Source organism: Streptomyces himalayensis subsp. himalayensis, assembly GCF_013778455.1.
Taxonomy (GTDB): Bacteria; Actinomycetota; Actinomycetes; order Streptomycetales; family Streptomycetaceae; genus Streptomyces; species Streptomyces himalayensis.
The window spans coordinates 65,894-91,275 of record NZ_JACEHE010000029.1 but is presented as its reverse complement, the minus strand read 5'-3'; the positions used below and the strand labels follow the sequence as shown (position 1 = coordinate 91,275).

General features: G+C 68.6%; 18 protein-coding genes and 1 pseudogene. 5 read left to right on the top strand and 14 right to left on the bottom strand.

What is annotated here, in order from left to right:
• The first annotated feature begins 81 nt into the window (after positions 1–81).
• Positions 82–1,419 (top strand): enolase C-terminal domain-like protein, encoded by a 1,338-nt coding sequence (locus H1D24_RS33405; RefSeq protein ID WP_181661481.1) that lies wholly within the window; start codon positions 82–84, stop codon positions 1,417–1,419.
• 79 nt (positions 1,420–1,498) lie between these two features.
• Here H1D24_RS33405 and H1D24_RS33400 read toward each other — a convergent pair whose 3' ends face one another.
• The 13 genes from H1D24_RS33400 to H1D24_RS33340 all read right to left on the bottom strand — a co-directional run bounded on the left by H1D24_RS33400 (position 1,499) and on the right by H1D24_RS33340 (position 18,207).
• The gene (locus tag H1D24_RS33400; protein WP_181661480.1) at positions 1,499–2,281 is read right to left on the bottom strand and encodes an ABC transporter permease; all 783 of its coding nucleotides are present in this window, start codon (positions 2,279–2,281) and stop codon (positions 1,499–1,501) included.
• Positions 2,282–2,354: 73 nt separating this feature from the next.
• Positions 2,355–3,158 carry an ABC-2 family transporter protein gene (locus tag H1D24_RS33395; protein WP_181661479.1) on the bottom strand — a complete coding sequence of 268 codons (804 nt, stop codon included), beginning with the start codon at positions 3,156–3,158 and terminating at the stop codon, positions 2,355–2,357.
• 2 nt (positions 3,159–3,160) lie between these two features.
• Positions 3,161–4,204, bottom strand: coding sequence for an ABC transporter ATP-binding protein (locus tag H1D24_RS33390; RefSeq protein ID WP_181661478.1), 1,044 nt, complete (start codon positions 4,202–4,204; stop codon positions 3,161–3,163).
• On the bottom strand, positions 4,201–5,370 hold the full coding sequence (locus H1D24_RS33385; RefSeq protein ID WP_181661477.1) for an MFS transporter: 1,170 nt from the start codon (positions 5,368–5,370) through the stop codon (positions 4,201–4,203). The genes H1D24_RS33390 and H1D24_RS33385 overlap by 4 nt, the downstream gene beginning before the upstream one ends.
• A complete protein-coding gene (locus tag H1D24_RS33380) occupies positions 5,363–8,236 on the bottom strand; it encodes a glycoside hydrolase family 2 TIM barrel-domain containing protein (RefSeq protein WP_181661476.1) in 2,874 nt (957 codons plus the stop codon). The genes H1D24_RS33385 and H1D24_RS33380 overlap by 8 nt, the downstream gene beginning before the upstream one ends.
• Before the next feature lie 27 nt (positions 8,237–8,263).
• Positions 8,264–9,157: a carbohydrate ABC transporter permease gene (locus tag H1D24_RS33375; protein ID WP_181661475.1), complete on the bottom strand. Its 894-nt coding sequence runs from the start codon at positions 9,155–9,157 to the stop codon at positions 8,264–8,266.
• On the bottom strand, positions 9,154–10,119 hold the full coding sequence (locus H1D24_RS33370; RefSeq protein ID WP_181661474.1) for a carbohydrate ABC transporter permease: 966 nt from the start codon (positions 10,117–10,119) through the stop codon (positions 9,154–9,156). Before H1D24_RS33370 ends, H1D24_RS33375 begins: the two co-directional genes overlap by 4 nt.
• Positions 10,120–10,141: 22 nt before the next feature.
• Positions 10,142–11,404 carry an ABC transporter substrate-binding protein gene (locus H1D24_RS33365; protein WP_181661473.1) on the bottom strand — a complete coding sequence of 421 codons (1,263 nt, stop codon included), beginning with the start codon at positions 11,402–11,404 and terminating at the stop codon, positions 10,142–10,144.
• A gap of 175 nt (positions 11,405–11,579) precedes the next feature.
• Complete coding sequence (locus tag H1D24_RS33360) at positions 11,580–13,451, bottom strand: glycoside hydrolase (RefSeq protein WP_181661472.1); 1,872 nt, start codon at positions 13,449–13,451, stop codon at positions 11,580–11,582.
• A 17-nt stretch (positions 13,452–13,468) separates the two neighbouring features.
• Positions 13,469–14,755: an ROK family transcriptional regulator gene (locus H1D24_RS33355; RefSeq protein ID WP_181661471.1), complete on the bottom strand. Its 1,287-nt coding sequence runs from the start codon at positions 14,753–14,755 to the stop codon at positions 13,469–13,471.
• A gap of 180 nt (positions 14,756–14,935) precedes the next feature.
• Positions 14,936–16,252, bottom strand: a complete 1,317-nt coding sequence (locus H1D24_RS33350) for an FAD-binding protein (protein ID WP_181661470.1) — start codon at positions 16,250–16,252, stop codon at positions 14,936–14,938.
• Between the two features lie 187 nt (positions 16,253–16,439).
• Positions 16,440–17,150 (bottom strand): hypothetical protein, encoded by a 711-nt coding sequence (locus H1D24_RS33345; protein WP_181661469.1) that lies wholly within the window; start codon positions 17,148–17,150, stop codon positions 16,440–16,442.
• A 370-nt stretch (positions 17,151–17,520) separates the two neighbouring features.
• Entirely contained in the window at positions 17,521–18,207 is a 687-nt protein-coding gene (locus H1D24_RS33340) for a hypothetical protein (RefSeq protein WP_181661468.1), read from the bottom strand.
• A gap of 700 nt (positions 18,208–18,907) precedes the next feature.
• Here H1D24_RS33340 and H1D24_RS33335 point away from each other — a divergent pair.
• The 4 genes and pseudogenes from H1D24_RS33335 to H1D24_RS33325 all read left to right on the top strand — a co-directional run bounded on the left by H1D24_RS33335 (position 18,908) and on the right by H1D24_RS33325 (position 24,109).
• Positions 18,908–20,233, top strand: coding sequence for a radical SAM protein (locus tag H1D24_RS33335; RefSeq protein ID WP_181661467.1), 1,326 nt, complete (start codon positions 18,908–18,910; stop codon positions 20,231–20,233).
• A gap of 17 nt (positions 20,234–20,250) precedes the next feature.
• A pseudogene (locus H1D24_RS44430) lies at positions 20,251–20,443 on the top strand (IS630 family transposase); the annotation flags it as partial.
• Between the two features lie 324 nt (positions 20,444–20,767).
• Positions 20,768–21,070: an SH3 domain-containing protein gene (locus H1D24_RS33330; protein ID WP_181661466.1), complete on the top strand. Its 303-nt coding sequence runs from the start codon at positions 20,768–20,770 to the stop codon at positions 21,068–21,070.
• Positions 21,071–21,565: 495 nt separating this feature from the next.
• Complete coding sequence (locus H1D24_RS33325) at positions 21,566–24,109, top strand: polysaccharide lyase family 8 super-sandwich domain-containing protein (RefSeq protein WP_181661465.1); 2,544 nt, start codon at positions 21,566–21,568, stop codon at positions 24,107–24,109.
• 157 nt (positions 24,110–24,266) lie between these two features.
• Here H1D24_RS33325 and H1D24_RS33320 read toward each other — a convergent pair whose 3' ends face one another.
• On the bottom strand, positions 24,267–25,193 hold the full coding sequence (locus H1D24_RS33320; RefSeq protein WP_181661464.1) for a peptidoglycan-binding protein: 927 nt from the start codon (positions 25,191–25,193) through the stop codon (positions 24,267–24,269).
• Positions 25,194–25,382 lie beyond the last annotated feature (189 nt).

Below are 25,382 nucleotides of genomic sequence, written 5' to 3'. Positions count from 1 at the left end.
ACTTCCGGACTCCTGAGCATCGACCACTCCCGACGCACTCCGACGCCACATCCGACGCACATCCGAGGCAAGGAACCCCTGATGACAAGCGGAAGCCAGCCGACCGTCACCGAATTCGCCGTTTACCCCGTCGCGGGCCGGGACTCGATGGAGCTCAACCTCTCCGGTGCGCACGGTCCCTACTTCACCCGCAACGTGGTCGTCCTGAAGGACTCCGAGGGCCGTACGGGCCTCGGAGAGGTGCCGGGCGGCGAGAAGATCACGCAGACGCTGCGCGACGCCGAGTCCCTCGTCGTCGGCGCGAAGGTGGGCGACTACAAGCGCGTCCTGCGCGAGATCGGCGAGAGGTTCGGCGACCGCGACTCCGGCGGCCGCGGTCTGCAGACCTTCGACCTGCGCACCACCGTCCACGCCGTCACCGCTGTCGAGTCGGCCCTGCTCGACCTCCTGGGACAGCACCTCGACGTCCCCGTGGCGGCCCTGCTCGGCGACGGACAGCAGCGCGACTCCGTACGGGTCCTCGGCTACCTCTTCTACGTGGGCGACCCCGACCGCACCGACCTCGAGTACGTACGCGAAGGCGACTCGGACGTGGAGTGGTACCGCATCCGCCACGAGGAGGCGCTGACCCCCGAGGCGATCGTCCGCCAGGCCGAGGCCACGTACGACCTCTACGGCTTCCGCGACTTCAAGCTGAAGGGCGGAGTCCTGGAAGGCGCCGAGGAGGTCAAGGCGATACGGCAGCTGAAGGAACGCTTCCCCGAGGCGCGGATCACCCTCGACCCCAACGGCGCGTGGTCGCTGCGCGAAGCGATCGAGCTGTGCGCGCCGCTGGTCGGTACCCTCGCGTACGCCGAGGACCCCTGCGGAGCCGAGGACGGCTACTCGGGCCGCGAGATCCTGGCGGAGTTCCGGCGCGCCACCGGACTGCCCACGGCGACCAACATGATTGCCACCGACTGGCGCCAGATGACCCACGCCCTGGCGCTGCAGTCCGTGTCCATCCCGCTGGCCGACCCGCACTTCTGGACCATGCAGGGCTCCGTGCGCGTCGCCCAGCTCTGCAATGCGATGGGCCTGACCTGGGGATGCCACTCGAACAACCACTTCGACATCTCCCTGGCCATGGTGGCGCACTGCGGGGCCGCGGCTCCAGGCGAGTACAACGCGCTGGACACGCACTGGATCTGGCAGGAGGGCCTGGAGCGGCTCACCGTCGAACCGCCGCGCATCGTCGACGGTGAGATCGCCATCCCCAGCGCCCCCGGCCTGGGCGTCCGGCTCGACATGGACCGTCTCCTCGCCGCCCACGAGCTCTACCAGCAGAAGGCGCTGGGGGCGCGCGACGACGCGGCCGGGATGCGGTATCTCATCCCCGGCTGGACGTTCGACAACAAGCGGCCCTGCCTCGTGCGCTAGGGCCTGTGTCGGCAGCGGTACGGCTGGGCTGTACGCGCCGCGGGGCGCGTACAGCACCGTCGGCGAGCCGACGTCGGGGTCACCCGTTCACCCCCGTGTAGTGCCGCAGGCTCCACTTCCACAGCAGCCGCGATGCCAGGTACGCGGCCAGCCCGAGCAGCGGGGACGCCGCCGCCAGCCAGTACGGCACGCCCGTGCTCGACCCATGGCCGGTGAGCACGGCGGCCGGGAAGTATGCGACGAACGCGAGCGGCAGACCGAACGTGAGGAAGCCGCCGACCGCCTTCGGCAGGACGTTCAGCGGATAGCTGCCGAAGGTGCCGAGCAGCTCCTCCAGCCAGCGGCCCCAGTAGTCGGCGGCCGGGAAGCGCAGCGACGCGCAGGCCACGGCCGTGAACAGGGCCGCCTCCAGGAGCATGCCGCCGAGGACGCAGACGACGAGATACGTGATCCGGCCCGCCGTCCAGTCCAGGTTGCTGCGGGACAGCGCCCCCACCATCAGGCCCGCCGCCACCGTCAGATCGCCGATCGCGTTGGTCGGGAAGTACGACAGCTGGAGCTGGCGGTAGACCGGCATCGGGCGGACCAGGTAGGTGTCGATCACCCCTTCCTGGATGTGGCGGCCCAGGCCGTGCACCCGCCCCAGGAACAGCACGAACAGGCCGTGCGCCAGCATCCGTGTCGCCGGGATCAGCAGGACGTCCGAGCTGTCCCAGCCGCCCATCCCGGTGAACCGGGTGAGCAGTACCGTCGCGAACACGATCACCGACACCTGCCAGACCGCGCCGATCGCGACCATCATCAGGAACTCGGAGCGGTACTCCAGTTGCGCGCGGAAGTTGAGGCGCGTGATGCGCCACATGATCCGAACGGCCTTCCAAGGCCTGCCCGGCCTGCCCGGCCTGCTCTTCAACGTCCCCGCCTCCGACGACACATCAGCCTCCCTGCGAGATCACGCGCCGAGCGGCCCGCCGCCACAGCAGCCGGGTGAACAGGGCAAGCGCCACCACCCAGGCCGCCTGTACGAGGAGTTGGGCGCCCGCGTCCGACAGCGGAATGCGGCCCACGTACAGCGACAGGGGCACGCTCAGCGTCGCCTGGAAGGGGAGGAAGCCGCTCATCGTGATGAACCAGTCCGGGAAGAACCACAGCGGCGCGTACACCCCGGACAGCAGGTTCTGCGCGAAGATCAGGATCAGCATCGCGGCGCCATTGCGGAGCGTCCAGAAGCACAGCTGGTCGATCACCAGCATCACGTAGTACATGACCCACTGGCCGAGCAGCGCGCTGAGCACGAACACCCCTGCCACGGCAGCCGACTTCGGCGGCTGGACGACTCCGGCGGCCAGACAGACCGCGTATCCGGCGAGCGCCCAGACGAGCCCGTAGAGCTGTTCGCCGAGCGCGCGGAGCGCGTAGTAGCGCTGGGGCGCCAGCGGGCGCAGGTACCAGTAGACGATCGTCCCGAAGTGCATGTGCTGGATGACGGTGTCCCGGCCCGCGAACTGGTCCAAGTTCCGTACGCGCAGGGCCAGTGTGGCCAGCACGGCGTATGTGACCGCCTGGTCGCGGTCCAGTCCGGCCGTGGTGCCGCTCGCCGCGTACAGGCCGCGCCACAGGGACGCCACGAGCACCACCTGCACGGTCATCCGCAGCAGTTCGGCGGTCATGCGGGGCGGGGAGTGCAGCTCGCCGAGCGGGGTGACGCGGGCGGCCCGCCAGGCGTGGACGGCGGCCATGGTCAGTCCCCTCCCGCCGGGGCTCCCGACGGGACTTCCGCCTGGGCGCTCGAGGCGGCTTCCGCCTGGACGTACGCCGTCCGCATCACGTCCTCCAGGTCGGCCTCGTCGATCGCGATGTCCGTCACCTCGTACCGCTCGATGACCTGCTTCAGCGCCTGATGGACCGTCGGAGCCGTCGGCCCGTCCGGTCCGAAGACCACCTGCGGGCCTTCGCGCCGCAGCAGCGAGATTCCCTCCAGCGGCTCCACGCGCGCGTGCGGGTCGGCGAGCGTGGCCCGCACCTGCCACGTCGAGCCGAACTTCCGGCGGATCTCGTCCAGCGTGCCGTCCAGGACGAGACGCCCGTGGTTGATCAGTACGACGCGCTCGGCGAGCCGCTCGACCTCCGTCATGTCGTGCGTGGTCAGCAGCACCGTCCGGCCGCGCTCCTCCACCTGGTGCCTGAGGAACTCGCGGACCTGCTCCTTCACCACCACGTCCATCCCGATGGTGGGCTCGTCGAGGAACACCACCTGCGGGTCGTGCAGCAGCGCGGCGGCCAGGTCGCAGCGCACGCGCTGGCCGAGGGACAGGTGCCGTACGCGCGTGTCCCAGAAGGAGGAGAGCTCGAGCAGGTCGTCGAACTCGCCAAGGCGCGCGCGGTGTTCGGCGTTCGGCACTTCGTAGATGTCTCGGAGGATCGCGAAGGACTCGCGGACCGGCAGGTCCCACCACAGCTGGGTGCGCTGCCCGAACACCGCCCCGATGTTGCGGGCGTTGCGTTCGCGTTCCTCGTACGGCACCACGCCGGCGACGCGTGCCTCGCCCGCCGTGGGCGTGAGAATGCCGGTGAGCATCTTGATGGTGGTCGACTTGCCCGCGCCGTTCGGTCCGAGCAGGGCCAGCAGTTCGCCGGGCGCCACGTCGAAGGAGACGTCCACGACGGCTTCCTTCGCGACCCGATCGGGCTTGATCAGAGACTTCAGCGCGCCCGCCAAGCCGGGGCGGCGCACGGTGGTGTGGAAGGTCCGGGACAGGCCTCGGACCTGGATACTGCCGCTCATGCGGCGGACCTCCTCGTGAGCCTGATCAGCCAGACCGTCGCAAGGAGCGAGGTGGCCGACAGGACCGTAAGCAGCCATGGCACAGCGCGGATACCGGACGCCTCGATGCCGACACCCAGCAGCGGCGGGGCCGCAACGCCGCCGATCATAGACGCGGCTATCACCCAGGCGCCTGCCCTTTTTGCCTCAGGAAGCGCCCGATTGAGCCAGGGCAGACCGGTCGGGAACACAGGTGCGATGAACAGCCCCACACCCGCGTAGGCCCACGGGGCCGCGCCCGGTATCAGCGCCAGCAGCAGGCACGCGGTCATGCCGGCCGCGCAGACGGTGAGGATGCGCTCGGGCGAGTACCGCAGCGTGATCGGGACGACGACGAAGCGGCCGACGGTCATCATCAGCCAGTACACGGAGGTGGCCGAGGCCGCGACCGCGGACGAGAAGCCGACGGTCTCCAGATGCGTGGGCTCCCACCCGCCGACGCCCGCCTCGACGCCCACGTTGAGGACGTAGAGGACGAGGAAGCCGACGAGGATTCGGGAGAGGCCCAGCGAGCTCTTCGGCGTAACCGGCGATTCGCCGGAAACCTGAGGCTCGGTGCGTACACCCCCGGTGCACAGGATCAGCACCGCCGACAGCACGGCACACGCCCCGAAGGCGTACGCGTACCCGTCCGCGCCCGTCCACGCGATCAGCGCCGGGCCGAGCACCGCCCCGATGCCGAAGTGCGCGTTGAGGACGTTGAGCATGGCCGTCGAGCGGTCTCCGAAGCCGACCGCGAACAGCTGGTTGAGGCCGTAGTCGATACCGCCGAAGCCCAGGCCGCCGAGGAAGGCGGCGGCGAGTGCGAGCGGCCAGTTCGGGGCGAGCGCGAAGCCCGCGCCGCCTGCCGCCATCAGTGCGTAACTGGCTGCCAGCAGCGACCGGTTGCTGATGCGCGAGTGGATCGCGTTGAACGCCAGAACGCCGGCGACCCCGCCCGTGAAGTGCAGGCTGAGGCCGAGCCCGGCCTCCGAGGGGGACAGGGCGTACTCCTCGCGCAGGCCAGGCACCGCCGGACCGTAGAGCGCCTGAAGCATGCCGATGAGGACGAATCCGACGCAGGACGCGGCCGCGGCCGGACGGCTGAAGAGCCGTCCGGCCGCGGATTGCGTGACAGTGCTAGTCATCGATCTCCAGGAAGGTGAACGAGAACTCGGCGGGCCCGGCCTGCAGCAGGTACTGCGGCAGCGGGCCCGGACCGCACGACTGGGAGCCGATGCCGCCCTGGCCGTTGTCGAGGTTGACCCAGATCTTGTCGCCCGGCACCAGATCCGTGCGGTGATCTGCGGCGTCGAGCTGCTCGGTGGTCCAGCGGCGGGCCGTGAACCAGAATTCCGGGTCGCCGTCGATCCGCAGACCGCCGATCTCCGCCCAGCGGATGTCGGCGCGCGCGCCGTTCTCCTGGGGACGGACGTACGGGGTCTGCAGGTCGTCGACGGAGGACTGCCAGCGGCCGAGCTTCGAGGCGGCCCGTGTGTCCGGGTACGCCTCGCCCGGGCCGCCGCCGAACCACTTCACGTGGTCCGCGGAGGACAGCCCGAAGCGGATGCCGAGCCGGGGCAGCGGCACCTGCCATTCGCCCTCGGGCGTGACCGAGACGGTCAGCCGCAGCCGGGTGCCGTCGGACGTCCAGCGGTACACCGTGCGCAGGCCCAGCTCCCAGGCCGCGGGTGCGACCCGGGTCCGCACGGTCAGCGCGTCGTCACCCAGCTCCACGGCGTCCAGGCGGTGCCTCATCCGGTGCAGGCCCAGCTTCCGCCACAGCAGCCCGTAGCGGATGTCGTCCTGCCAGCTCGCGCCGTTGTCGTTGTCGGTGGTCGCCCGCCACACGTCCAGGCGGAGACCGGTGACGTCGACCGCCCCGATGGTGAGCAGCTCGCCGGTGCCGGCGTCGAAGGACGCCGGGCCCAGGTTGATCAGCCGGTCTCTCGCCGTCGGCCGGTCACCGATCGCCACCGGTGCCGGGGTGCGCTCGGTGACGGGCAGCTGGGCCCAGGCTACCTCGTGGCCCTTCGTGCCCCACGCGGTGTCGTCCGCCAGCAGCGCCCGTACCGTCCACTGCGTCTCGCCGCCCCGGTTGTCGGCGGGCAGCTCCGGCAGCTTGACCTCTGCCGACTCGCCCGCGGCCAGCCCCGGTACGGCCAGCGATCCGGCCTCGACCGTCTCGCCGTCGACCTGGTACGACCACTCGAACGAGAGGTGCGACAGGTCGGCGAAGTCGTGCCCGTTGGTGATCCGCACCGTGCCCGCGGGGCCGTCGCCCTCGATACGGACCGGCTCGATCACCTTCTTGTACTCGACGAGCCCCGGCGACGGCGCCCGGTCCGGGAAGATCAGCCCGTCGCAGACGAAGTTGCCGTCGTGCAGCTCCTCGCCGAAGTCGCCGCCGTACGCGTAGCCGAGCTCACCGTGCCTGATGCCGTGGTCGATCCACTCCCAGACGAAACCGCCCTGGTTGCGCTCGTACTTCTCGAACAGCCGCTGGTAGTCGCTGAGCCCGCCAGGGCCGTTGCCCATCGCGTGCGCGTACTCGCAGAGGATGAAGGGCAGGGTGCGGCGCTTCTCGGTGCCGCCGTCCAGGCCCCGGCCGATCTGCTCGACCTCCGCGTGCGAGGCGTACATCCGCGAGTACATGTCCGTGTCGCGGCAGTTGATGTCGCCCTCGTAGTGAACCAGGCGGCTCGCGTCCCGGTCGTGGATCCACTCGGCCATCGCGGTCAGGCCGCGACCGGTGCCGGCCTCGTTGCCCAGCGACCAGATGACGACCGACGGGTGGTTCTTGTCGCGCTCGACCATGCGCGCGGCGCGGTCGAGGAGCGCCGGGGTCCAGCGGTCGTCGTCGACCGGGTTGTCGCGCCAGGCCTGCTCGACGAAGCCGTGCGTCTCGAGGTCGCACTCGTCGATGACCCACAGGCCCAGCTCGTCGCAGAGGTCGAGGAAGGCCGGGTGGGGCGGGTAGTGGCTGGTGCGGACCGCGTTGATGTTGTGCTGCTTCATCAGGACCAGGTCCCGGCGCATGGTGTCCAGGTCCAGGGTCCGGCCGGTCTCCGGGTGGAACTCGTGCCGGTTCACGCCCCGGAGCAGGATCCGCTTGCCGTTGACCTTGATGACGCCGTCCTCGACGACGACCGTGCGGAACCCGATGCGCAGCGGGATGCGCTCACCGGCCGTGGCCAGCACACCGTCGTACAGCCGAGGCGTCTCGGCCGTCCACGGCTCGACGGGCACGGTCAGCGGCTCGCCCGTGGCCACGTCGATGCCGAGCTCCGGGACCGTGACCCTGCCGTCCACCAGCGAGTCCACGCGCAGTGTTCCATCGCCGCTGCGGTGGTCGTACGACGCGTGGACGAAGAAGTCGCCGGCGGCGCCCTCGGGGCGGTGCAGCAGGGTCACGTCCCGGAAGATGCCGGGCATCCACCACTGGTCCTGGTCCTCCAGGTACGACCCGGAGGACCACTGGTGGACGCGCACCGCCAGCACGTTGCCGGTGCGCTTCAGCAGACGGCCGACCGCGAACTCGTGCGGCAGGCGGCTGCCCTTGAACTCGCCGATGTCCTCGCCGTTCAGCCACACCCGGGCGCACGACTCCACACCGTCGAAGCGCAGCACGGCGTCGCCGTCCTCCGGCCAGCCGTCGGGCAGGTCGAAGGTGTGGATGTGGTCACCGGTCGGGTTCTCGGTCGGCACGCGCGGCGGGTCGACCGGGAACGGGTACAGGTGGTTGGTGTAGATCGGCGCGCCAAAAGCCCCGTCGCCCTGGAGTACCCAGTGGCCGGGCACGGCGACCTCGTCCCAGCCCGAGGCGTCGTACGTCGGCTCGGCGAACGACTCGTCCTCCGCGCCGGCCGTCGCGGACAGGCGGAAGCGCCACCTGCCGTTCAGCGACAGGGAGGCGGCGTCCGAAGTGGCGTACCAGGCGCGCGGTGGCAGCCCGCCGCGGCCGGGCGACACGTCCTCTACGTAGTCGGTGGAATCGGTGGTGCGGAAGGACATGGTTCTGGGTCTCCGTAGGTTGCTCGATCAGCCCTTGATGCCGGTCTGTGCGACTCCCTGCACCAGCCAGCGCTGGAGGAACAGGAAGACGAGCACCAGAGGCAGGATGGATACGGCCGTGGCCATGAAGATCAGGTGGAAGTTGACGGTCTGGTTGGTCATGTACGACGACAGGGCCACCTGTACCGTCCACGCCTCCTGGTCCTGGCCGATCACCAGCGGCCACAGGAACGCGTTCCAGCCGCTGATGAAGGTGATGGTCGCGATGGCGGCGAAGAAGTTCAGCGAGTTGGGCACGACGACGCGCCAGTACGCGCCCCAGTAGCTGAGCCCGTCCACACGGGCCGCCTCCTCCAGTTCCTTGGGGAACCCGAGGAAGTACTGGCGGAAGAGGAAGCACGTGAAACCGCTGAACAGCCCCGGGATGATGAGCCCGCGAAAGCTCGACACCCAGCCGAGCGACGAGACCAGCACGAAGCTCGGGACGAAGGTGACGGCGGCCGGGACCATGAGGGTCACCAGCACCACGTAGAAGATCTTGTTGGCGTGCTTGTACGGGATGCGTGCCAGGCCGTACCCGGCGAGGGAACACACCAGCAGGGTGCCGACCGTGTGCAGCACGCCGACGACCGCGGAGTTCCACAGGGACGTGGCGTACGGGACCGTCGGGTCGTCGAACAGCTCGCTGAAGTTGCCCCACTGGATGTCGGTGGGGAAGAACTTCCAGTTCTCGCCGGTGATCTCCGCGTCCGTGGACAGGGCGTTGCGGACGATCAGGTAGAAGGGGACGAGGAAGAGAAAGGCCGCGATGCCGGTGGCGAAGTAGAGCCCGGCGGAACTGACGACACTGCCGCGCCTCACCTTGCGGGCCTTCGGGATGGGGGAACCGGTGTCCTTGATCGGAGGTGCCGTGGTGGTCATTTCGACTCCTCACCCCTTCCGAAGCCCATGATCTTGCCCTGGAGCAGGGTGACGACGCAGATCAGCAGGGTCAGGATCATCGCGCCCGCGCTGCCGGCGCCGTAGTCCTGGTTCTCGCCGAGGGCCGTGTAGTACAGCTCGACCAGTGGCGGACGGCCCCAGGTGGTCTTGGCGAGAAGGTTGAAGAACTCGTCGAAGGCCTGGTAGGCGGCGACGAGCAGCAGCAGGATCACGGCGGTCGAGGTGGCGCGCAGCTGCGGCAGCGTGACGTACCGGAGGGTCTGCCAGCCGGGCTTGGCGCCGTCGATGGCGGCCGCCTCGTACAGCTCCTGCGGGATGTTCTGCAGGGCCGCCAGGAACAGGATCATGTAGAAACCGGCCTGCAGCCACAGGCGTACGGTCAGGATGACCAGCCAGTACCAGGGTGGGTCGGGGTTGGCCAGCCACGCGATGTTGTCGATGCCGAACCAGCTGAGCACGGTGTTCGCGAGGCCGAAGCGGACCCCGCTGAAGATGGACATCTTCCAGATCAGCGAGGCGGCCACGAAGCTGACCGCCGTCGGCAGGAAGAACACCGACCGGAAGAACGCCTTCATGAAGCGGATCCGGTGCACCATCAGCGCCAGCCCCAGCGACAGCGCCCAGGTGATGGGCACGACGATGGCCGCGAAGACGGTGAAGGTGACGAGCGCGTCGGTGAACTTCTCGTTCGTCAGCATGTACGCGTAGTTGTCGAAGCCGACGAACGTGCTGGGCGTGACCGTGTAGCGCGCCTCGAAGAAGGACAGGTACGCGCTCCAGCCGATCGGGATGTAGACGAAGACCGCCAGCCCGATCAGGAAGGGGCCGGTGAACAGCCAGAAGTTGAGAGTGCGCCCGCGGACACCGCGCCGCCGGGGGACCGCGGGGGTCTCCTCGGCGGCACGGCCCTTGGCGACACCGTGTGTGGTGGTGGTCGACATGTCGTTGAGTCCGCCCGTCGACCTATCCGAACAGCTTCTTGAGCTCGCGGTTCACCGTCTTGTCGGCCTTGTCGAGCGCGGCCTCGGGGTCACCGCCCTTGCGCACGGAGTCGGCGATGACACCCTCGAGGGCGACGATCATGGCCTGCGTCCAGGCCGGGTTGTCGAAGTTGCCGTACTCGTTGAAGAGCTTGACGCCCTCGGCGGCCAGACCCGACTTCAGCTTGTCGGCGGACTCGGCGAGCGAGGTGCGCGGCGGGATGTGGAAGCCGTAGGAGAGCGACCAGTCCTCCTGGTACTCCTTCTGGTCGATCCAGAGCCACTTCACGTACTCCTTCGCCTCGTCGAGATGCTTCGACTTGGCGTTGACGAACATCGACCAGCCGCCGTTGGTCACCGCGGGCTTGCCGCCGTCCGCGGAGGTGGGGAACGGGAAGATGCCCACGTCGTCGCCGAGCGCCTTCTGGATCACCGGCATGGCCCACATGCCGCACCACTGGATGGCGACCAGGCCCTGCGTGATCGCGGACGGGTCCCACCAGTCGGCGGGGGCGTCAAGGAGCAGGTGGCCCTCCTTGAACATGGTGCGCAGCTTCTTCAGGCCCGCGGCGACGTCGTCGGTGTGGTACGCGATCTGGTTCTTGTCGTCGAGGGTGTTGGCGCCGGTCGACCAGATCAGCGGGTTCATCACCGGGGTGACCGAGTTGCCGAGGAAGACGCCCTTGACCTTGTCGGTGGTGAGCTTGACGGCGGCCTCGACAAGCTCGTCCAGCGTGGTGGGCGGCTCGATGCCCGCGTCCTCCAGCATGGACTTGCGGTAGTAGAAGAACTGCGGGTCGTCGATCATGCGGACGCCCCATATCTTCCCGTCGATGGTGTGCGAGGCGATGTCGGCCTGGTTGAAGTCGTCCTTGACCGGCTCGATGAGGTCGGTGAGGTCTGCCACCTGACCGCTCTTGACGAGCTGGATCTGCGGGTGGAACTCGAACACGTCGGGCGCGTTGTCGGTGAGCAGGGCGGAGAACAGCTTGCTCTCGAAGTTGGTGCCCGTGATCCACTGGGTGGTCACCTTGGCCTTGTCGTAGGCCGCCGCGTACTTCTTGATGGCCTGCTCGGTGCCGGCCTCGCCGTACGCGTGGAAGTACTGCACCAGGTTGACACCCGAACCGGCACCGCCACCGCGACCGGTGTTGCTGCCGCACGCGGCCAGCCCGCCGGTGGCGGCCAGGCCCATGGCGGCCCGGAGTACTGATCGGCGGTTCCAGTTGCTGCTCATTGCCGACATGGCTGACGTCCTTGTCTCGAAGGCGGCTCAGATGGCGTTGCGGTGCGGGACGTTAACCTTCGGCTAAGGCTTCGGCAAGGGGTTGAACGAAGTCTGCTCGAAGCGTTGTTTCGGGTTCGGGATACCGAACGGCGGGTGGGGGCGGGCCGCCGCATCAGCGGCCCGCCCCACGGCGTCAGCTCTGCCTTGACCAGGCCTGGTTGGCCCCGCCGTTGCAGGTGTAGACGACGACTTTGCTGCCGTCGGCGGTCGCCTGACCGCTGACGTCCAGGCACTTGCCGGAGCTCTCGCTCACGATCTGGCCGTTGGCATTGAGGAGCCACCGCTGTTGAGCGCTGCCCGTGCAGTCGGCGGCGGCAAGACCTGAGCCGGCCGCCGTCAGGCAGCCGCCCGCGCCCTTCAGCGCCCCGGCGGAGTCGTACGACCAGGACTGCGCCGCATCGCCCGTGCAGGTCGCGATGGCGGCTCCCGAGGCGTTCGCCGTGAGGCACTTGCCGGACTGCTTGCCCTGCCAGGCGCCCGTGACCGCGGAGGTGGCGTCGCCGTGCTGGTCGAAGACGTACGTGGTGATGGAGCGGGCGGGGAGCGTGGTGGAGGCCGTCGCGTCGGTCACCGAAGGCAGAGCTGCGGACGCCCAGTTCTCGGTGGCCGAGGTCCGTACGGCCTGTGTGGCCTTCAGCGGGGTTTCGCTGTTGAAGTGCAGGTTCAGCGGTGTGTCCGTCGTGTTGTGGTTGTTGACCACCACGACCCACTTGCCCTTCCGGTCGTACGCGCTGACCTCGACGCCGCTCGGCACGCCCGTCACGTTGTGCGCGACGGAGCCCGGCTTCACGAACTTGCTGTACTGGCCGAGGGCGTAGTAACGCTTCGTCATGTACAGCGTCTGGTTGCCGTTCGTCGCGTAGTCGGGGTCGTAGTAGATCAGCCCGTCGTTCCAGCCCTGGTCGTTCTTCGCGTACGGGTCGCTGCCGACCATCTCGGAGAGCGCGACCCACCACTGAAACGCCGAGTCGTGTGCGGTCGCGAAGTCCTTGTAGACGATCCGCGAGATGTTCAGGCCGCCGTCGATGGTGGGGTCGTACTCCTGCGCCCAGCCGGTGCCGCCCTTGCCGAAGCAGCAGATCTCGGTCGACCAGGAATCGATGCCCGCCGCCTTGGACGTCTCGTAGACCTTCGCCCGGTTGGCGTCACTGGGGTTGTCGTACGTGTGGTGGGCCAGCTTGTCGACGTACTGGGCCGTGCCCGGCTGCGAGATCCACTGGGGGACCTCTTCGTTGAACTTGACCGTGCTGGTGGACTCGTCGGCGATGATGCCGGTCTTCTGGGCGCGCGCCTGCTGCTCGGCACCCAGCGCGCGCACGATGTCGTCGCGCTGGTCGACCGGGACCAGCATGCCCTCCTGGCCGCAGGAGTCGAAGCTGTTGGTCGGCTCGTTGAAGGGACTGATGTAGTCGAACTTCTGGCCGAGCCCGGCGAAGTGGTCGGTCACGTCGGCGATGTACTCGGCGAAGTCCTCGGTGTTCTCCGCCTTCAGGTAGCCGCCGCAGCTCTTGCCGTTGGTCTTCCATTCGGCGGGTGCGGAGTTCACGAAGGCGATCAGGTCCTGGACGCCGTACTTGGCCGCGTAGTCCAGGAACGTACGTCCGCCCTTGTCCCTGCTCCAGTCGTACGAACCGTCGTCGTTCCGGAAGTCGTCCGGGGCGCGCGACGGCGTGGTCACCGCCGTGCCGCCACCGCCGATGTTGTAGCGGTAGGAGCTGAGGTCCAGGCCGTCCTCGGAGAACAGGAGCCCCGCGACCCGGGCCTGTACTGCGGGCGAGAAGTGCTGCAGGTCGTTGACCCACCAGGCGCCCGATGCGCCGATGTTGTCGATGGTCTGCGCGGCATGGGGGGACACTTCCGCGGGGGCGGAGTCCGCGGCTCCCGCGGATGGTGCCGAGGCCAGGGCCCCGGCGGTGGTGAGTGCGGCGGCCAGGGCCGTCGCCAGGAGCGGGCGTCTGCTGCCCGGGCGTATGCGGCTCTGGGTTCGGGGGGTGGTGCGCGACATGTGCATCCCTTCCGTCGTCACGAAGGCGGTGCTGTACGGCTCCTTGCGGGGGTGGTGCGACGGGCGGTCCTGCCGCCCGTGGACTTCGACTGGGGCTGGCTCCCGGGCTTCTGGCCCACGGAGGACAGCGACCCTTCCAGCGCGAAGGTGGCCGCGCCGAGGCACACCGGGTCGGTGGGAATGGGGGAGAGGACGATCTCGGTGACGGCCAGCGGCCGCTTCAACGCGTGCCGGGCGACCGCCTCGCGCACCTCGGCGAGCAGCGGCTCGCCGAGTGCGGACGCGACCCAGCTGCTGAGGACGATCACTTCCGGATTGAGCAGGTTGACCAGGTCGGAGATGCCCGCCCCGAGATAACGGGCGGTGTTCTGCACGGCCTTGACAGCCACCGGGTCCTGCTCGGCGACGGCGCGCGCCAGGGCGTTGATCGTCTCCGTCTGGTCCTCGGGGTGCAGCAGCGGACTTCCCGGGCTCAGCTCCCGCAGATTGAGCATGATGCCCGGCGCCCCGACATATGTCTCCACGCAGCCGCTGTTGCCGCAGTGGCACAGCCGGCCGTCCAGCACCAGTGTGGTGTGGCCCCACTCGCCGGCGCTGTTGGTGGTGCCCCGGTGCAGCTCGCCCCCCAGTGCGAGACCGGCGCCCACACCCGTACCGAGGTTGACCACGACGGCGTCGCCGCGCCCGCGTGCGGCGCCGAACCACAGCTCGGCCACGGTGCACGCGTGCAGCGGATTGTCCAGATGCAGGGGATACGCGACGTGGGCGGCCAGCATGTCCAGGAGCGGCACGTCGTGCCAGTCCCAGTTCGGTGCGTAGGCCGAGACGCCGCCCTCACGGTCCACCTGGCCGGGCACGCTGATGCCGACGCCGAGGACCCTGGCGCCCGCCACACCCGCCTGCGCGACCACCGAGCCGACGGCGGCGGCGACATGGCCGACCACCTGCTCGGGGCGGTTCTCACCGGGGCGCAGGTCCTCGTCCGCGCGCGCCAGCACGTTCAGCGCCAGATCGAACAGCTCGACCCTGACGTACGTCTCGGCGATGTCGACGCCGATCAACGCGCCCCCCGACGCGTTGACGGCGACGAGCCCGCGCGGACGCCCGCCCGCCGAGTCCTCGAACCCGACCTCGGTGAGCATCCCGAGCTCCAGCAGCTCCCCGACGAGCGTGGCCACCGTCGCCAGACTCAGCCCGGTCGCGGCCGCCAACTCCTGCCGCGACGTGGGCGATGCGGCGATGATCTGGCGCAGCACCTCATAGCGGTTCGCCGTGCGTATGTCCCGGGACGTGCGTTTCCCCACCGGACTGTCCCCTCCGTCCCTCTGATCCCTGGCGAGGCGCAAGGCTATGGCCTGCCCGGACTTTCGACAAGGGGTTAGGAAAGGGGCTGGAGAAAGTCGCGCGGTCCGGTGCGTCCGGCGGCGATGCACTGAACGGCGGCCGGACGGACCGGCGATTCTCCAGGGCGGTCCCGGCGCTTCTCAGATCCCCTCCGGCCGTTCCGTGCGGCCCGCCAGCACCTGGCGTACGAAGGGGTTGCGGAACTTGCCTGCCGGATCCAGCGCCTCGGTGAGCGCGACAAAATCTGACATACGCGGATAACGCTGCCGCAGGACGGCGGGTGAGGTCGTGAACACCTTGCCCCAGTGCGGCCGCGGCGCGAACGGCGCCAGCCGGTCCTCGACGAGCGTGACCACGGGCAGCACGGACGCGGTGTCCTTCACCCAGGTGAAGTGCAGGGCCACCGTGTCGCGTCCGTACGCCGGGCTCAGCCACTGGTCGTCGGCCGCGACCGTGCGCACCTCGCAGATCTGCAGGACCGGCGCGATCGTCTCCCGGACGGCGTCCAGCGCCTGCAGGGCGGCGAGCGCGTCGGAGCGCGCGAGGAGGTACTCCGACTGGAGCTCGGCGCCGCTGCTGGGCATGAAGTCGGCGCGGAAGTGCGGCAGCCGCTCGTGCCACGGGCCGGGCACACCGAACTGCTGCGTGCAGTTGGCGGCGGGCATGCCCGGCACGGGGTGCATGGGCTCGGTGGCGGGAGCCGCCCACGGGAAGTCGAGGGCCGGCGCGTCGGCGCGCTGCTTCAGCCACACCTGTGTGAAGCGCGACGCACGCCAGTCCGTGAAGAGACTCACGCTGTACGCGGCCGACGCCACCGCCTCGTAGTCGAGCCCGGCGAGTGGCAGATCCGTGAACACCCGCTGGCTCACCTCGAAGCCCGGCTCCAGGTCCAGCGTCAGCGCCGTCACCACGCCCAGCGCGCCGAGCGCGACCACCGCCCCGCCGAAACGGTCCTCGCCCCGGCGGACCGTCACCGTCGAACCGTCGGCCGTGACCAGCTCCACCTCGCGCACCGCCGATGCGAGGCTGCCGTTCGCGTTCCCGGAGCCATGGGTGCCGGTCGCGACCGAGCCCGCAACCGAGATGTGGGGCAGCGAGGCCATGTTGTGCAGCGCCAGACCGTGCTCATGGACGCGCCGCGCCAGCTCCGCGTAGCGCACACCGCCCGCCACACGCACCGTGCGCGCCGCCGTGTCGACGTCGACGGACGGGGGCAGGGCGGCGAGCGACAGCAGGACGTCCTCGCTGTCCGCTATGCGGTTGAAGGAGTGGCCGCTGCCCAGTACCCGCACCTTCCGGCTGCCGGCCACAAGGGTGCGTAGCTCGTCGAGGGAGCCGGGGTAATGCACCTCGCTCGGCGTGAAGGTGATGTTGCCGGCCCAGTTGGTCACGGTGCCGGCGTCATTGGCCGCTGCTTGAGTCACGTGCTGTCGTCCCTCTCCGGAAATCCCCGCCATCGGTGTTTCTCAGAGTGAGTACGTTATCGCCGCGCCGGTGTATGACTCCTGGGACGAGTGGATCGCCTGCCCTCAGCCGCTCGGCCCCTCGGCCGCTCAGCCGGTCGGTCCGGCGCTCGGCCGAGCACTGGTCGGCTGACCACATCACGGAGGATGCAGCCAGCCAGTACATCTCGTTCGACTCGACTCAACTCCGGCCACGGCGGCGGCGCTTCGACTTCCGCCCGTTCTTTCGCGGACGGCTCGGACGAGCGGGTTGCGCTGAAGGGGTTTCGCTCCGAGGCTTACCGATCTTCTTCGGGGCGTTCAGTTCCGGCCGGACCGAAGGCGGTTCGAGGAGGAAGGCCCCTGGTTGGGATGGCAGGTCGGAAGCACCCCGAGTTGCGGTCAGCTGGAGTCGTGGCCGTGCGCTTGTCCGGCCGAATGCGAGAGCTTCGTTGCGTGCCGTGACGTTCTCGTACTGGCGGATGATCTCGATCGCGCGTGCTGCGTCTTCTGTGGATCCTTCGATCATCCGTTGCTGTGCTTCCAGCAGTTCCCCGTAGATTGTTGCGTATGAGCCGCACAATTTGATCGACTCTTCCGTCCGTTCGCCCAGTCCGGTGAGCTGAGGGGCGACGATGGTCAGTGCGGCGATGGCTGCGAGTACGGAGAGGGCCACGCACGCGGTCAGCAGCGAGGTATGGGAGATGAGAGGCCAGGCGAGGATTCCAGTGATGAAAGCGATTGCCGCTGCCGCGATGTTGCATCGCTGGAATTTTCGCAACTGGTGGACAGCTTCCCGGGGCATTCGCGTCACCCAGTAGCCGGCGCCTCCGATGCTTTGCTCGAGTCGCCGTGACAGCACCGCGTCAGGCGAATCCTTCGATGTTTGAAAAACATTCGTCAGCAGGCTCATGGCACCCTCGCAGTCGACGGACAGTTCCTCAGAGCGTGAATGCAGTGGGGGCCGTCTCCCGATATTCACGCGCTCATTGTCGGATAAATCATAGATATGGAGTAACTTTTTTGGAGTAATCGGGTCGTGGGGCTGCGTGCTGGCAGAGCGGGCAACCCCTGTGCGACTTTGCGATCCTGTCCGGCTGCATGCATAGTGAAGTGGCGAGGCGTATGGGTCACGGACGGCACAGTGACCAGTCATGCGGAGCTGGGCCTGTGCCCTACGCCGGAAACCCCGGCCCGATTCCGGCGGGCCGGGGTTTCCAATGCAACGTAGGCCGCCGGGCCGCCTACTTGTTTCACTGTTTCTTCGTGGTTTGCCTGGTCGGCTACTCCCAGTCGTAGTCGTCGTGGTCGTCGTGGCCCTTGTCGTGGTCCTTGTCGTCGTCGCCGGCGGGGATCACCTTGAAGCTGCCCAGCGCTACAGCAATATCAGGACCCGGCCCTTGCGTATCGATGACCGCGGTTCCGGGGACGTTGAACTGGGTGCTCTTGGGCGGGAGGGCGCTGACCGGGTTGCCGCTGCAGTTCTTGGTGGGGAACCACAGAACGGTCTTCTTGCTGATGTTCTCGACGTGGAAGGCCTGAGCGTCGAGGACCCGGTTAGGCGGACCCGGCGGGGGCTGCACGGGAGGGACGAGGTTGTCGACGACGCTGGTGCATTCGTACTTCTTAGCCGGGAACTCCTGCGCGTTGACGATGATCTTTCCCTTGTCCTCCTTCTCCTTCTTGTCGTAGCCCTTGTGGTGGTAGCCCTTGTCCTCCTTGTCCTCCTTCTCCTTCTCCTTGCCCTTGTCCTCCTTGCCCTTGTCCTCTTCCTTCTTCCCGCCGTCTTCGCCCCCGAACGGAGCGCCGGCCGCCGGGGCCGCCGCGGCCGCCGGAGCCGCCGGGGAAGCCGCCAATGCCTGCCGGGCGGACTCAGTGGCAGCAGCGGCAGAAGCGTAGGTTAGGCCACTGAAAATCATGGCCGTGATGCCCGCGGCGGCAGTAGCCACGGAGACAGTACGCGCGTTCAATTTGACTTCTCCTTGCTCTCAGAGATGCCGACTGAGGCGCCGGCTCATGCAGTGAACGTACTGATGAGATTTTCATATGTCATTTATGACGTGTCGGAGATTTGGCGCCGAGGGGCCGATTGGATGCACGCTGAGACCGTTTCAGGCGGCTCCCGAATGGCTGATGGGGTGTCAAAAAAGGGCAGGCCAAGCCGCATGTTTCGCGGGTATTTTGGGCTGGCCGGGCGAGGTATCGGAGGCCTCACTCTGTTGGCGCGACAGCGGGCACTCCAGCGCAATCAAAGGGCCTAAAGCGTCTCTCTGACGGCGTGTCATCCGCTGCCCACTCACGCGCCAACCCCCTCGCGACGTCGGTCGGGCACTGCCGCGACCTGGTGTCGTGGTCCGACCCGGGCCGCCGCCTCAACTTGCCTGTGTCGACTGTGTCTAGCCAAACCGAGGCGGCGGCGACCTCGGGCTGGATGGAGTGAAAGTGACTGCATGTCAGCCAGCCCCAACCCCTCTGGTCGATGTGGTGGACAGCGGCCCGATCGACGGTGCCGGTGACGCATGGTCAGACGAGGCGGCGGAGCGGCCGATCAACCGGAGGGCCAGAGGGCCGGCCCCATGGTTACGGGAAGGGGTGGGGTGGGGGAGAAAAACCGCCGAGGCATAACCTGGGGGGAGCGACGTAACGGGGACCGACAAGCCGAGGAGAACCATGGGCAGCCGTACCGCGGACAGCCGCACCGCGCTGGTCGAGGACCTGCTGAACCGGTTCCCGCACGTGCCCCGTGAGGCCGTGTTCAAGGAGGACCTGCTCCGCGGCGGCATCGCCTTCGACGAGTCCGCGCTCAGCGACACGGCCAACGAGGCGTCCGGCGACATCAAGCCGAAGTCGTACTTCATCTTCTCCTTCGACCACGGCACCCTTCCCGAACTCGGCGCCGCCGCGCTGCGCCGCCCGCCCGAGGAGATCGTGCTCACCGGCGGCCCGTACGAGCTGCGCCGCACCGTCGTGTCCGTACGCGTGAACCCGTCCTCGCCGTACCGCGTCGCGGCCGACGAGGACGGCGTGCTCGGCCTGTACCTCGACGGAACGCGGATCGCCGACGTCGGTCTGCCGCCGATGCCGGACTACTACCGGCACACCCTCGAGAACGGCAAGTCCGTGATGGAGGTGGCCCCCACCATCCAGTGGGGCTACCTCGTCTATCTGACGGTCTTCCGCGTCTGCCAGTACTTCGGCGCCAAGGAGGAGTGCCAGTACTGCGACATCAACCACAACTGGCGCCAGCACAAGGCGGCCGGCCGCCCCTACACCGGAGTGAAGCCGGTGGAGGAGGTCCTGGAGGCGCTGGCCATCATCGACAAGTACGACACGGCCAAGGCCTCCACCGCGTACACCCTCACGGGAGGCGCCGTCACCTCCCACATCGGAGGGCGTGACGAGGCGGACTTCTACGGGCACTACGCCAAGGCCATCGAGGAGCGCTTCCCCGGCCGCTGGATCGGCAAGGTCGTCGCCCAGGCCCTGCCCAAGGCCGACGTCCAGCGGTTCAAGGACTACGGCGTGCAGATCTACCACCCCAACTACGAGGTGTGGGACCGCCGCCTGTTCGAGCTGTACTGCCCGGGCAAGGAGCGCTACGTCGGCCGCGACGAATGGCACCGCCGCATCCTCGACTCCGCCGAGGTCTTCGGCCCCCGCAACGTCATCCCCAACTTCGTCGCGGGCGTCGAGATGGCCGAGCCGTTCGGCTTCACCACGGTCGACGAGGCCATCGCCTCCACCACCGAGGGCCTGCGCTTCTTCATGTCGCACGGCATCACGCCCCGGTTCACCACCTGGTGCCCCGAGCCGACGACCCCGCTGGGCAAGGCCAACCCGCAGGGTGCCCCGCTCGAGTACCACATCCGCCTGCTGGAGGCGTACGCCGCGACGATGGCGGAGTACGGACTGACCTCCCCGCCCGGTTACGGTCCTGCCGGGCCGGGGCGCGCGGTGTTCTCGGTGAGCTCTTTCATGGACAGCATCTCGGCCTAGCGACCAAGGGGCACTCTGAGCGCGACGATGGCACAGTCGAGGTCTGGAAGAAGGAGAACCGGGCGCGGGTAAGAGCATCGCGGCGGAGCGTGGCGCCTGGATCGTCTTCGAGGACCAAGCTGGGCAGTGCTGACTCCGCCGCGTTCCAGGACCTGGGGGCGTCGGGTCTGCACGCCGGTCGTGCGGGTGCGCGGCCGCGACTCGGGGCGGTCTGGATAGCGGTATGACCTGCTACGCGCTGCGCGAGTTCATCTGTCGAAGCCGCCCATCTGCCCCGAGGTGCTCCGATCTTCGTCTGCATAGGTTTGGCGTACTGCCAGCCCCAAACGGGGGTGCTCCAGCCAGCCTATGCGGCCGCGCCGCATTCTGGTCACCGCCCCGACTGCTGTCATATTGATCGCATCAAAGGCACGGAGCTGAGCCGCGGGCCAGAGAGCACAAATCTTCTGCACCCCCGGTACAAGGCTGCGCCTTCATACGCCTTCACTCTCTGGAGGACAGGTCATGAGAATGAAATCGCGAGCAGGAGCCGTGGTGGCCTCTGCTGCCCTTGCATTCGGCGGCACGGTGGTCACCGCATCGCCCGCGTCCGCGGTGGGGTCATCCGCATGCGGCTACCGCTACTACGCCACTCCGTTGAAGACCACCACGGCCGTCAACCTCCGTAACGGCCCCAGCACCAGTTACGACTCCCAGGGCGTCCTCAGACGCGGGACGGGATTCAACCTGTACTGCGTCAAGAGAGACTTCTCGTGGTACTACGGAAAGGTCGTCGGTGGCGCCAATTCGGGCACGTGGGGATGGGTCTACTGGCGCTATCTCACCGGCCGCTCCTGATTTCCATCCAGCGGGCGACAATCCGTCGTCACCGTGACCGGCTCGTTTTGCCCCGCTCCGCAGCGGCTCCTTTCCCCCACGTGCCGGCGCGCTCAGCTTTTCTCCGACACGCCGGACCCGCGGCTCCGCTGCGGAGCGCTGCGAACGTCGAGGCACCCCGGATCCCCATGGATTCCCCAGCCCGGGGCTGGTCGCGGCAGCCGCGGATTGGCTGCGGGCGGCCGCGGATGCCTGCCCGCGTGCTCACCCCGGCGCCCTCTGCCAGCGCTCCGATCCGAACGATGGCTCCTCCTTGGTTCACCCGAGACGCTGGACCTTGACACCGGCGTCATGGCCGGCTCCAAAAGGGCTCGCATTCCAGCGGGAGGCGCTCAAGCACGGGTGGCTTCAACGTGGCCGACGCGCTGTGGACGTTCAACCGCGCATCTGCTTGACTGCGCCCGCTGCAACGCCACTTCACCGGTCCGCTGGGGGTAGCCCCCACGGAGGTATGCCATGGAGATCACCCGCAGACGCCTGTTGTCCGCCCTGTCGGCCGCCGGTCTCCTGACGGTGATCCCCACGCGGCCTGCGAGCGCGGCGCCCACCGCCGCGGGCAGCGCACGTCTTCTCACCAACACCGTGGCGGTCTTCGCGGGGACCGCCGAGTCCAACGCCCAGCCGGAGACGGCCGCCAAACTCGCCGCCATCGACAAGGCCGCGCGAACGAACCTGAAGTCCATGGACGCCGCCGGGGTGGGCGAACTGTTCGCCGGTCTGGTGCTCGGCACCAACGAGGCCAACCTCAACACCGCCTTCCGGCGGCTGTACGAGATCGCCCTCGCGACCCGCACACCGGGCGCCGCCTTATCGGACCTGTACGAGAACACCGCCGTGCAGCGGCGCGTCATCGACGGTCTCGTCTGGCTGCACGAGCGCTACTACGGCGACCAGTCCAAGGGCTACTACGGCAACTGGTTCCACTGGGAGATCGGTATCTCCCAGTACATCAGCAAGACCCTGGCGCTCCTCTCCGACCAGGTGCAGGCGTACCGCCCGGACCTCGTACGCACCTACGTCGCCTCGATGGACGCCTACCTCCGCAACGGCATCGACGGCGACGTGAACCTCGACTCGCGCTTCCACACCGGCGCCAACCTCGCCGACATCACCACCAACCGAATCCTGCAGGGCGCGCTCCTCGCCGACGACGCGCGCATCCGCAAGGCCCTGACCGACCAGCTGACGGTCTTCGCGACCATCGACCCGTACCACCTCGACCACGGTGTCACGGACGGCTATTACGCCGACGGCTCCTTCATCCAGCACTCCTCCGTCGCCTACACCGGCTCCTACGGCAAGGGCCTGCTGATCCGCGTCGTCCAGACCCTCAAGATCCTCGACGGCACGGGCTTCGCGCACGGCGAGGAACTGGTGCCCACCGTGTACGGCTGGGTGAAGAACGGCTTCGCGCCGCTGATCTTCGAGGGCTGGATGATGGAGATCGTCAAGGGAAGGGCTGTGTCGCGGACGGACACCGGTTACACCGACGTCGCGGCGGTCGTCGAGGCCGTCACCGACCTCTCCTGGCTCGCGAGCGGCGCCGACGCCACCGCCCTGAAGAGCTACGTCAAGCACATCCGGTCGACCTCGCGCACCGCCCTCGATCCGGCCGGCTTCGTCTCCCCTGTCAGCATCGTCCGCTACGCCGACATCACCGGCGACGCCACCGTCCCGCCCGCGGACCTCAACCCCGCCTCGCGCAGCGTCGCCTTCAACGCGATGGACAAGACGGTGCACCGCAGACCGGGCTACGCCTTCGCGCTCGCACGCAGCTCCGACCGCATCAGCAAGTACGAGTACATGAGCGGTGAGAACCTCATGCCGTGGTTCCAGGGCGACGGCGCGTACTACCTCTACCTCTCCGGACAGGACCAGACCCAGGCGTACGGCGTCGACTACTTCACCACGGTCTCGGCGCCCGGCCTCGCCGGTGTGACCGCGCCGGTCGAGCAGCGGCGCACGATCCCCGAGCTGTACGGGAAGCCGTACTACGACAACCCCGGCCACCCGCTGAACTTCACGTCGTCGTCCGCGTCGCAGAACACGTACGTCTACTTCCCGCGCGGCACCAACCGGCACTCGGGTGGCGCCGTCCTCGGGGCGTACGGAGCGGCGGGGTGGGTGCAGTCCGACGATGTGCCCTACCGCGACAAGGGGGCGGGCCTGCTGCCGGACGACTTCGTGGTCCACCGCAATGCGACGGCGACGAAGTCGTGGTTCCTGCTCGACGACGAGATCGTGGTGCTCGCGGCGGACGTCGGCGACAGCGCCGGACGGGCCGTGACCACGACGGTCGACGCCCGTACCGCTGCACCCGGCGATCAGGTCACCGTCACCGGCTTACTCCGCGACGGCCGGCCCTGGAGGGGCACGGGCACCGGTGACCTGCACTGGCTGCGCTACGCCAACGCCACCCAGGGGACCGCCGTCGGCTATGTCTTCCTCGACACCCCGCAGGTGAGGGTCGCCCTGGACACGGTGACCCGCAGTCGCCGGGTCGTCCGTACCTCGAACCCGGACACGGCGGTGACGCGGGGCGTCTTCGGCATCACTGTCGACCAGGCGTCTGGGGCCGAACCCGCCGCGCTGGCCTACGTGTTGGTGCCGAACGCCGACGATGCCTGCCTGCGCTCGTACGCGGACGGGCCGCTGAAGGTCCTGGCGAACACCGCGCGCCTGCAGGCCGTCACCCATACCGGCCTCGGCCTGACGGCCGCCAACACCTTCACATCCGGCCGCCATGAGGCCGCCGGGATGCGCATCGACGGGCCTGCCTCGGTGCTGGTGCAGCGCGAGCGCGGCGGGCTGACCACCGTCGCCGTGTCCGACCCGACCATGGACCGGGACACGGTGACCGTCCTGCTCCGCGGCCGGCCGCTGCGGGAGGTCGCGTCGGACGACGGCGTACGGGTGAGCCCTGTCCCGGGCGGCACCCGGCTGGAGTTCGACACGCGCCAGGCGTACGGCCGGAGCTTCATGGCGACGTTGCGTGGCTAGCCCTGCCCGGCATCCGTTGAGAGGGAGTCGCCTCGGGGGACGGACGGGGACGGACGTCCCAGAAGGTGCCGTGCAGAGTGGACCGCAGCCGCAGCAGGTGATGTGCCGCCGAGCCCCGTCAGGCGTTCGACGTCGACGGGGCTCGGCGCTCCGTGGCTCAGGAGAACAGCAGGCGCCAGGTCAGCGGGCCCGGGTAGCCGTCGGCGTCGCCGCGCAACTCCTTGCGGGACTTCTGGAAGTCCCGCACGTTCAACCGGTCGGCCTCGCCCCAGGCCTTGCTCGGCCCCACCTTGTAGTGGTCGCCGAAGCCCCGCTTCACCAGCTGCTTGCCGAGCTGGAGGACGTACTTGTTCGAGGCCCCGTCCCGGAAGTACTTGCGGCCGGGGTACGCCGGGACGGCCGGCTTGGACGGTGTCGAGGGCGCCGAGTCCTCGGGGCCGTCGTCACCGAGATCCAGCTCGGCCTTGGCGTACTTGACGATCCTGGAGAAGTCGATCGCGCCGGGGTCGCCGTGTGAGTTCTCGGGCACGTGCATGTGCCCGCACACGCCCTTGAACGCCTTCCACTCGGCGCCGGTCATCCGCTGGCCGCTGCCGTTCCCGTACGACGCCGGGTACGCCGGCCACTGCTTCCGGCCGGAGAGCGGTACACCGTGCTCCTCGTGCATCCACGCGAGGAACCGCGCTATGCCGCGCAGCGCCCAGTCGGGAGCGTCCGGCCAGTAGATGTGGTCCTGGCCGGCAGCCTTCCACTTCGCATGCTCCTTGGGGTTGCAGGTGCCGACCAGCTCGACCTGGCACACGTTCAGGGTGTTCGTATCGACTCCGCCTCGCAGGTTGACCAGCGCTCTGGACGAGGTCTCGATGTCGAAGTGCTGGTACCACTTCAGCTTCTTGGCACCCAGGTCGGGCACCGCCGTCAGATTCGGTGCCGCGGAACCACCGCCGTAGCCGGGCAGCGTGCGGCCTTCGGTGGTGTGCAGAACGACGACATTGACCTCCATCGCGTCACCGCCGAAGTCGTCCTGGTACCAGTTGGCACGGCTCGCGCCGGGGAAACGCTGGGGCCCTGTCTTGGTGCTCAACTACTGCCTCCTGGGCTTCGCGGCCACCCCGCTCGGTCCGACGGGGTGGATCAAGGGGAATGGAATGGCTCAATCGGGCCGAAGTGCAGCCTGCTTGACCAAAGAGGCGCATGAGCCGCGAGTGGTTCCACCTCGTCTGCCCCCAACGTACGCCGGGAAAGGGCGCGTTGGCGGGTGGACCGCACGTGC

Coding starts and splice junctions, on each gene's coding strand:
- H1D24_RS33405 (WP_181661481.1), top strand. CDS start 82: ATGACAAGCGGAAGCCAGCCGACCGTCACCGAATTCGCCGTTTACCCC.
- H1D24_RS33400 (WP_181661480.1), bottom strand. CDS start 2,281: ATGTGGCGCATCACGCGCCTCAACTTCCGCGCGCAACTGGAGTACCGC.
- H1D24_RS33395 (WP_181661479.1), bottom strand. CDS start 3,158: ATGGCCGCCGTCCACGCCTGGCGGGCCGCCCGCGTCACCCCGCTCGGC.
- H1D24_RS33390 (WP_181661478.1), bottom strand. CDS start 4,204: ATGAGCGGCAGTATCCAGGTCCGAGGCCTGTCCCGGACCTTCCACACC.
- H1D24_RS33385 (WP_181661477.1), bottom strand. CDS start 5,370: ATGACTAGCACTGTCACGCAATCCGCGGCCGGACGGCTCTTCAGCCGT.
- H1D24_RS33380 (WP_181661476.1), bottom strand. CDS start 8,236: ATGTCCTTCCGCACCACCGATTCCACCGACTACGTAGAGGACGTGTCG.
- H1D24_RS33375 (WP_181661475.1), bottom strand. CDS start 9,157: ATGACCACCACGGCACCTCCGATCAAGGACACCGGTTCCCCCATCCCG.
- H1D24_RS33370 (WP_181661474.1), bottom strand. CDS start 10,119: ATGTCGACCACCACCACACACGGTGTCGCCAAGGGCCGTGCCGCCGAG.
- H1D24_RS33365 (WP_181661473.1), bottom strand. CDS start 11,404: ATGTCGGCAATGAGCAGCAACTGGAACCGCCGATCAGTACTCCGGGCC.
- H1D24_RS33360 (WP_181661472.1), bottom strand. CDS start 13,451: ATGTCGCGCACCACCCCCCGAACCCAGAGCCGCATACGCCCGGGCAGC.
- H1D24_RS33350 (WP_181661470.1), bottom strand. CDS start 16,252: ATGGCGGGGATTTCCGGAGAGGGACGACAGCACGTGACTCAAGCAGCG.
- H1D24_RS33345 (WP_181661469.1), bottom strand. CDS start 17,150: ATGAGCCTGCTGACGAATGTTTTTCAAACATCGAAGGATTCGCCTGAC.
- H1D24_RS33335 (WP_181661467.1), top strand. CDS start 18,908: ATGGGCAGCCGTACCGCGGACAGCCGCACCGCGCTGGTCGAGGACCTG.
- H1D24_RS33325 (WP_181661465.1), top strand. CDS start 21,566: ATGGAGATCACCCGCAGACGCCTGTTGTCCGCCCTGTCGGCCGCCGGT.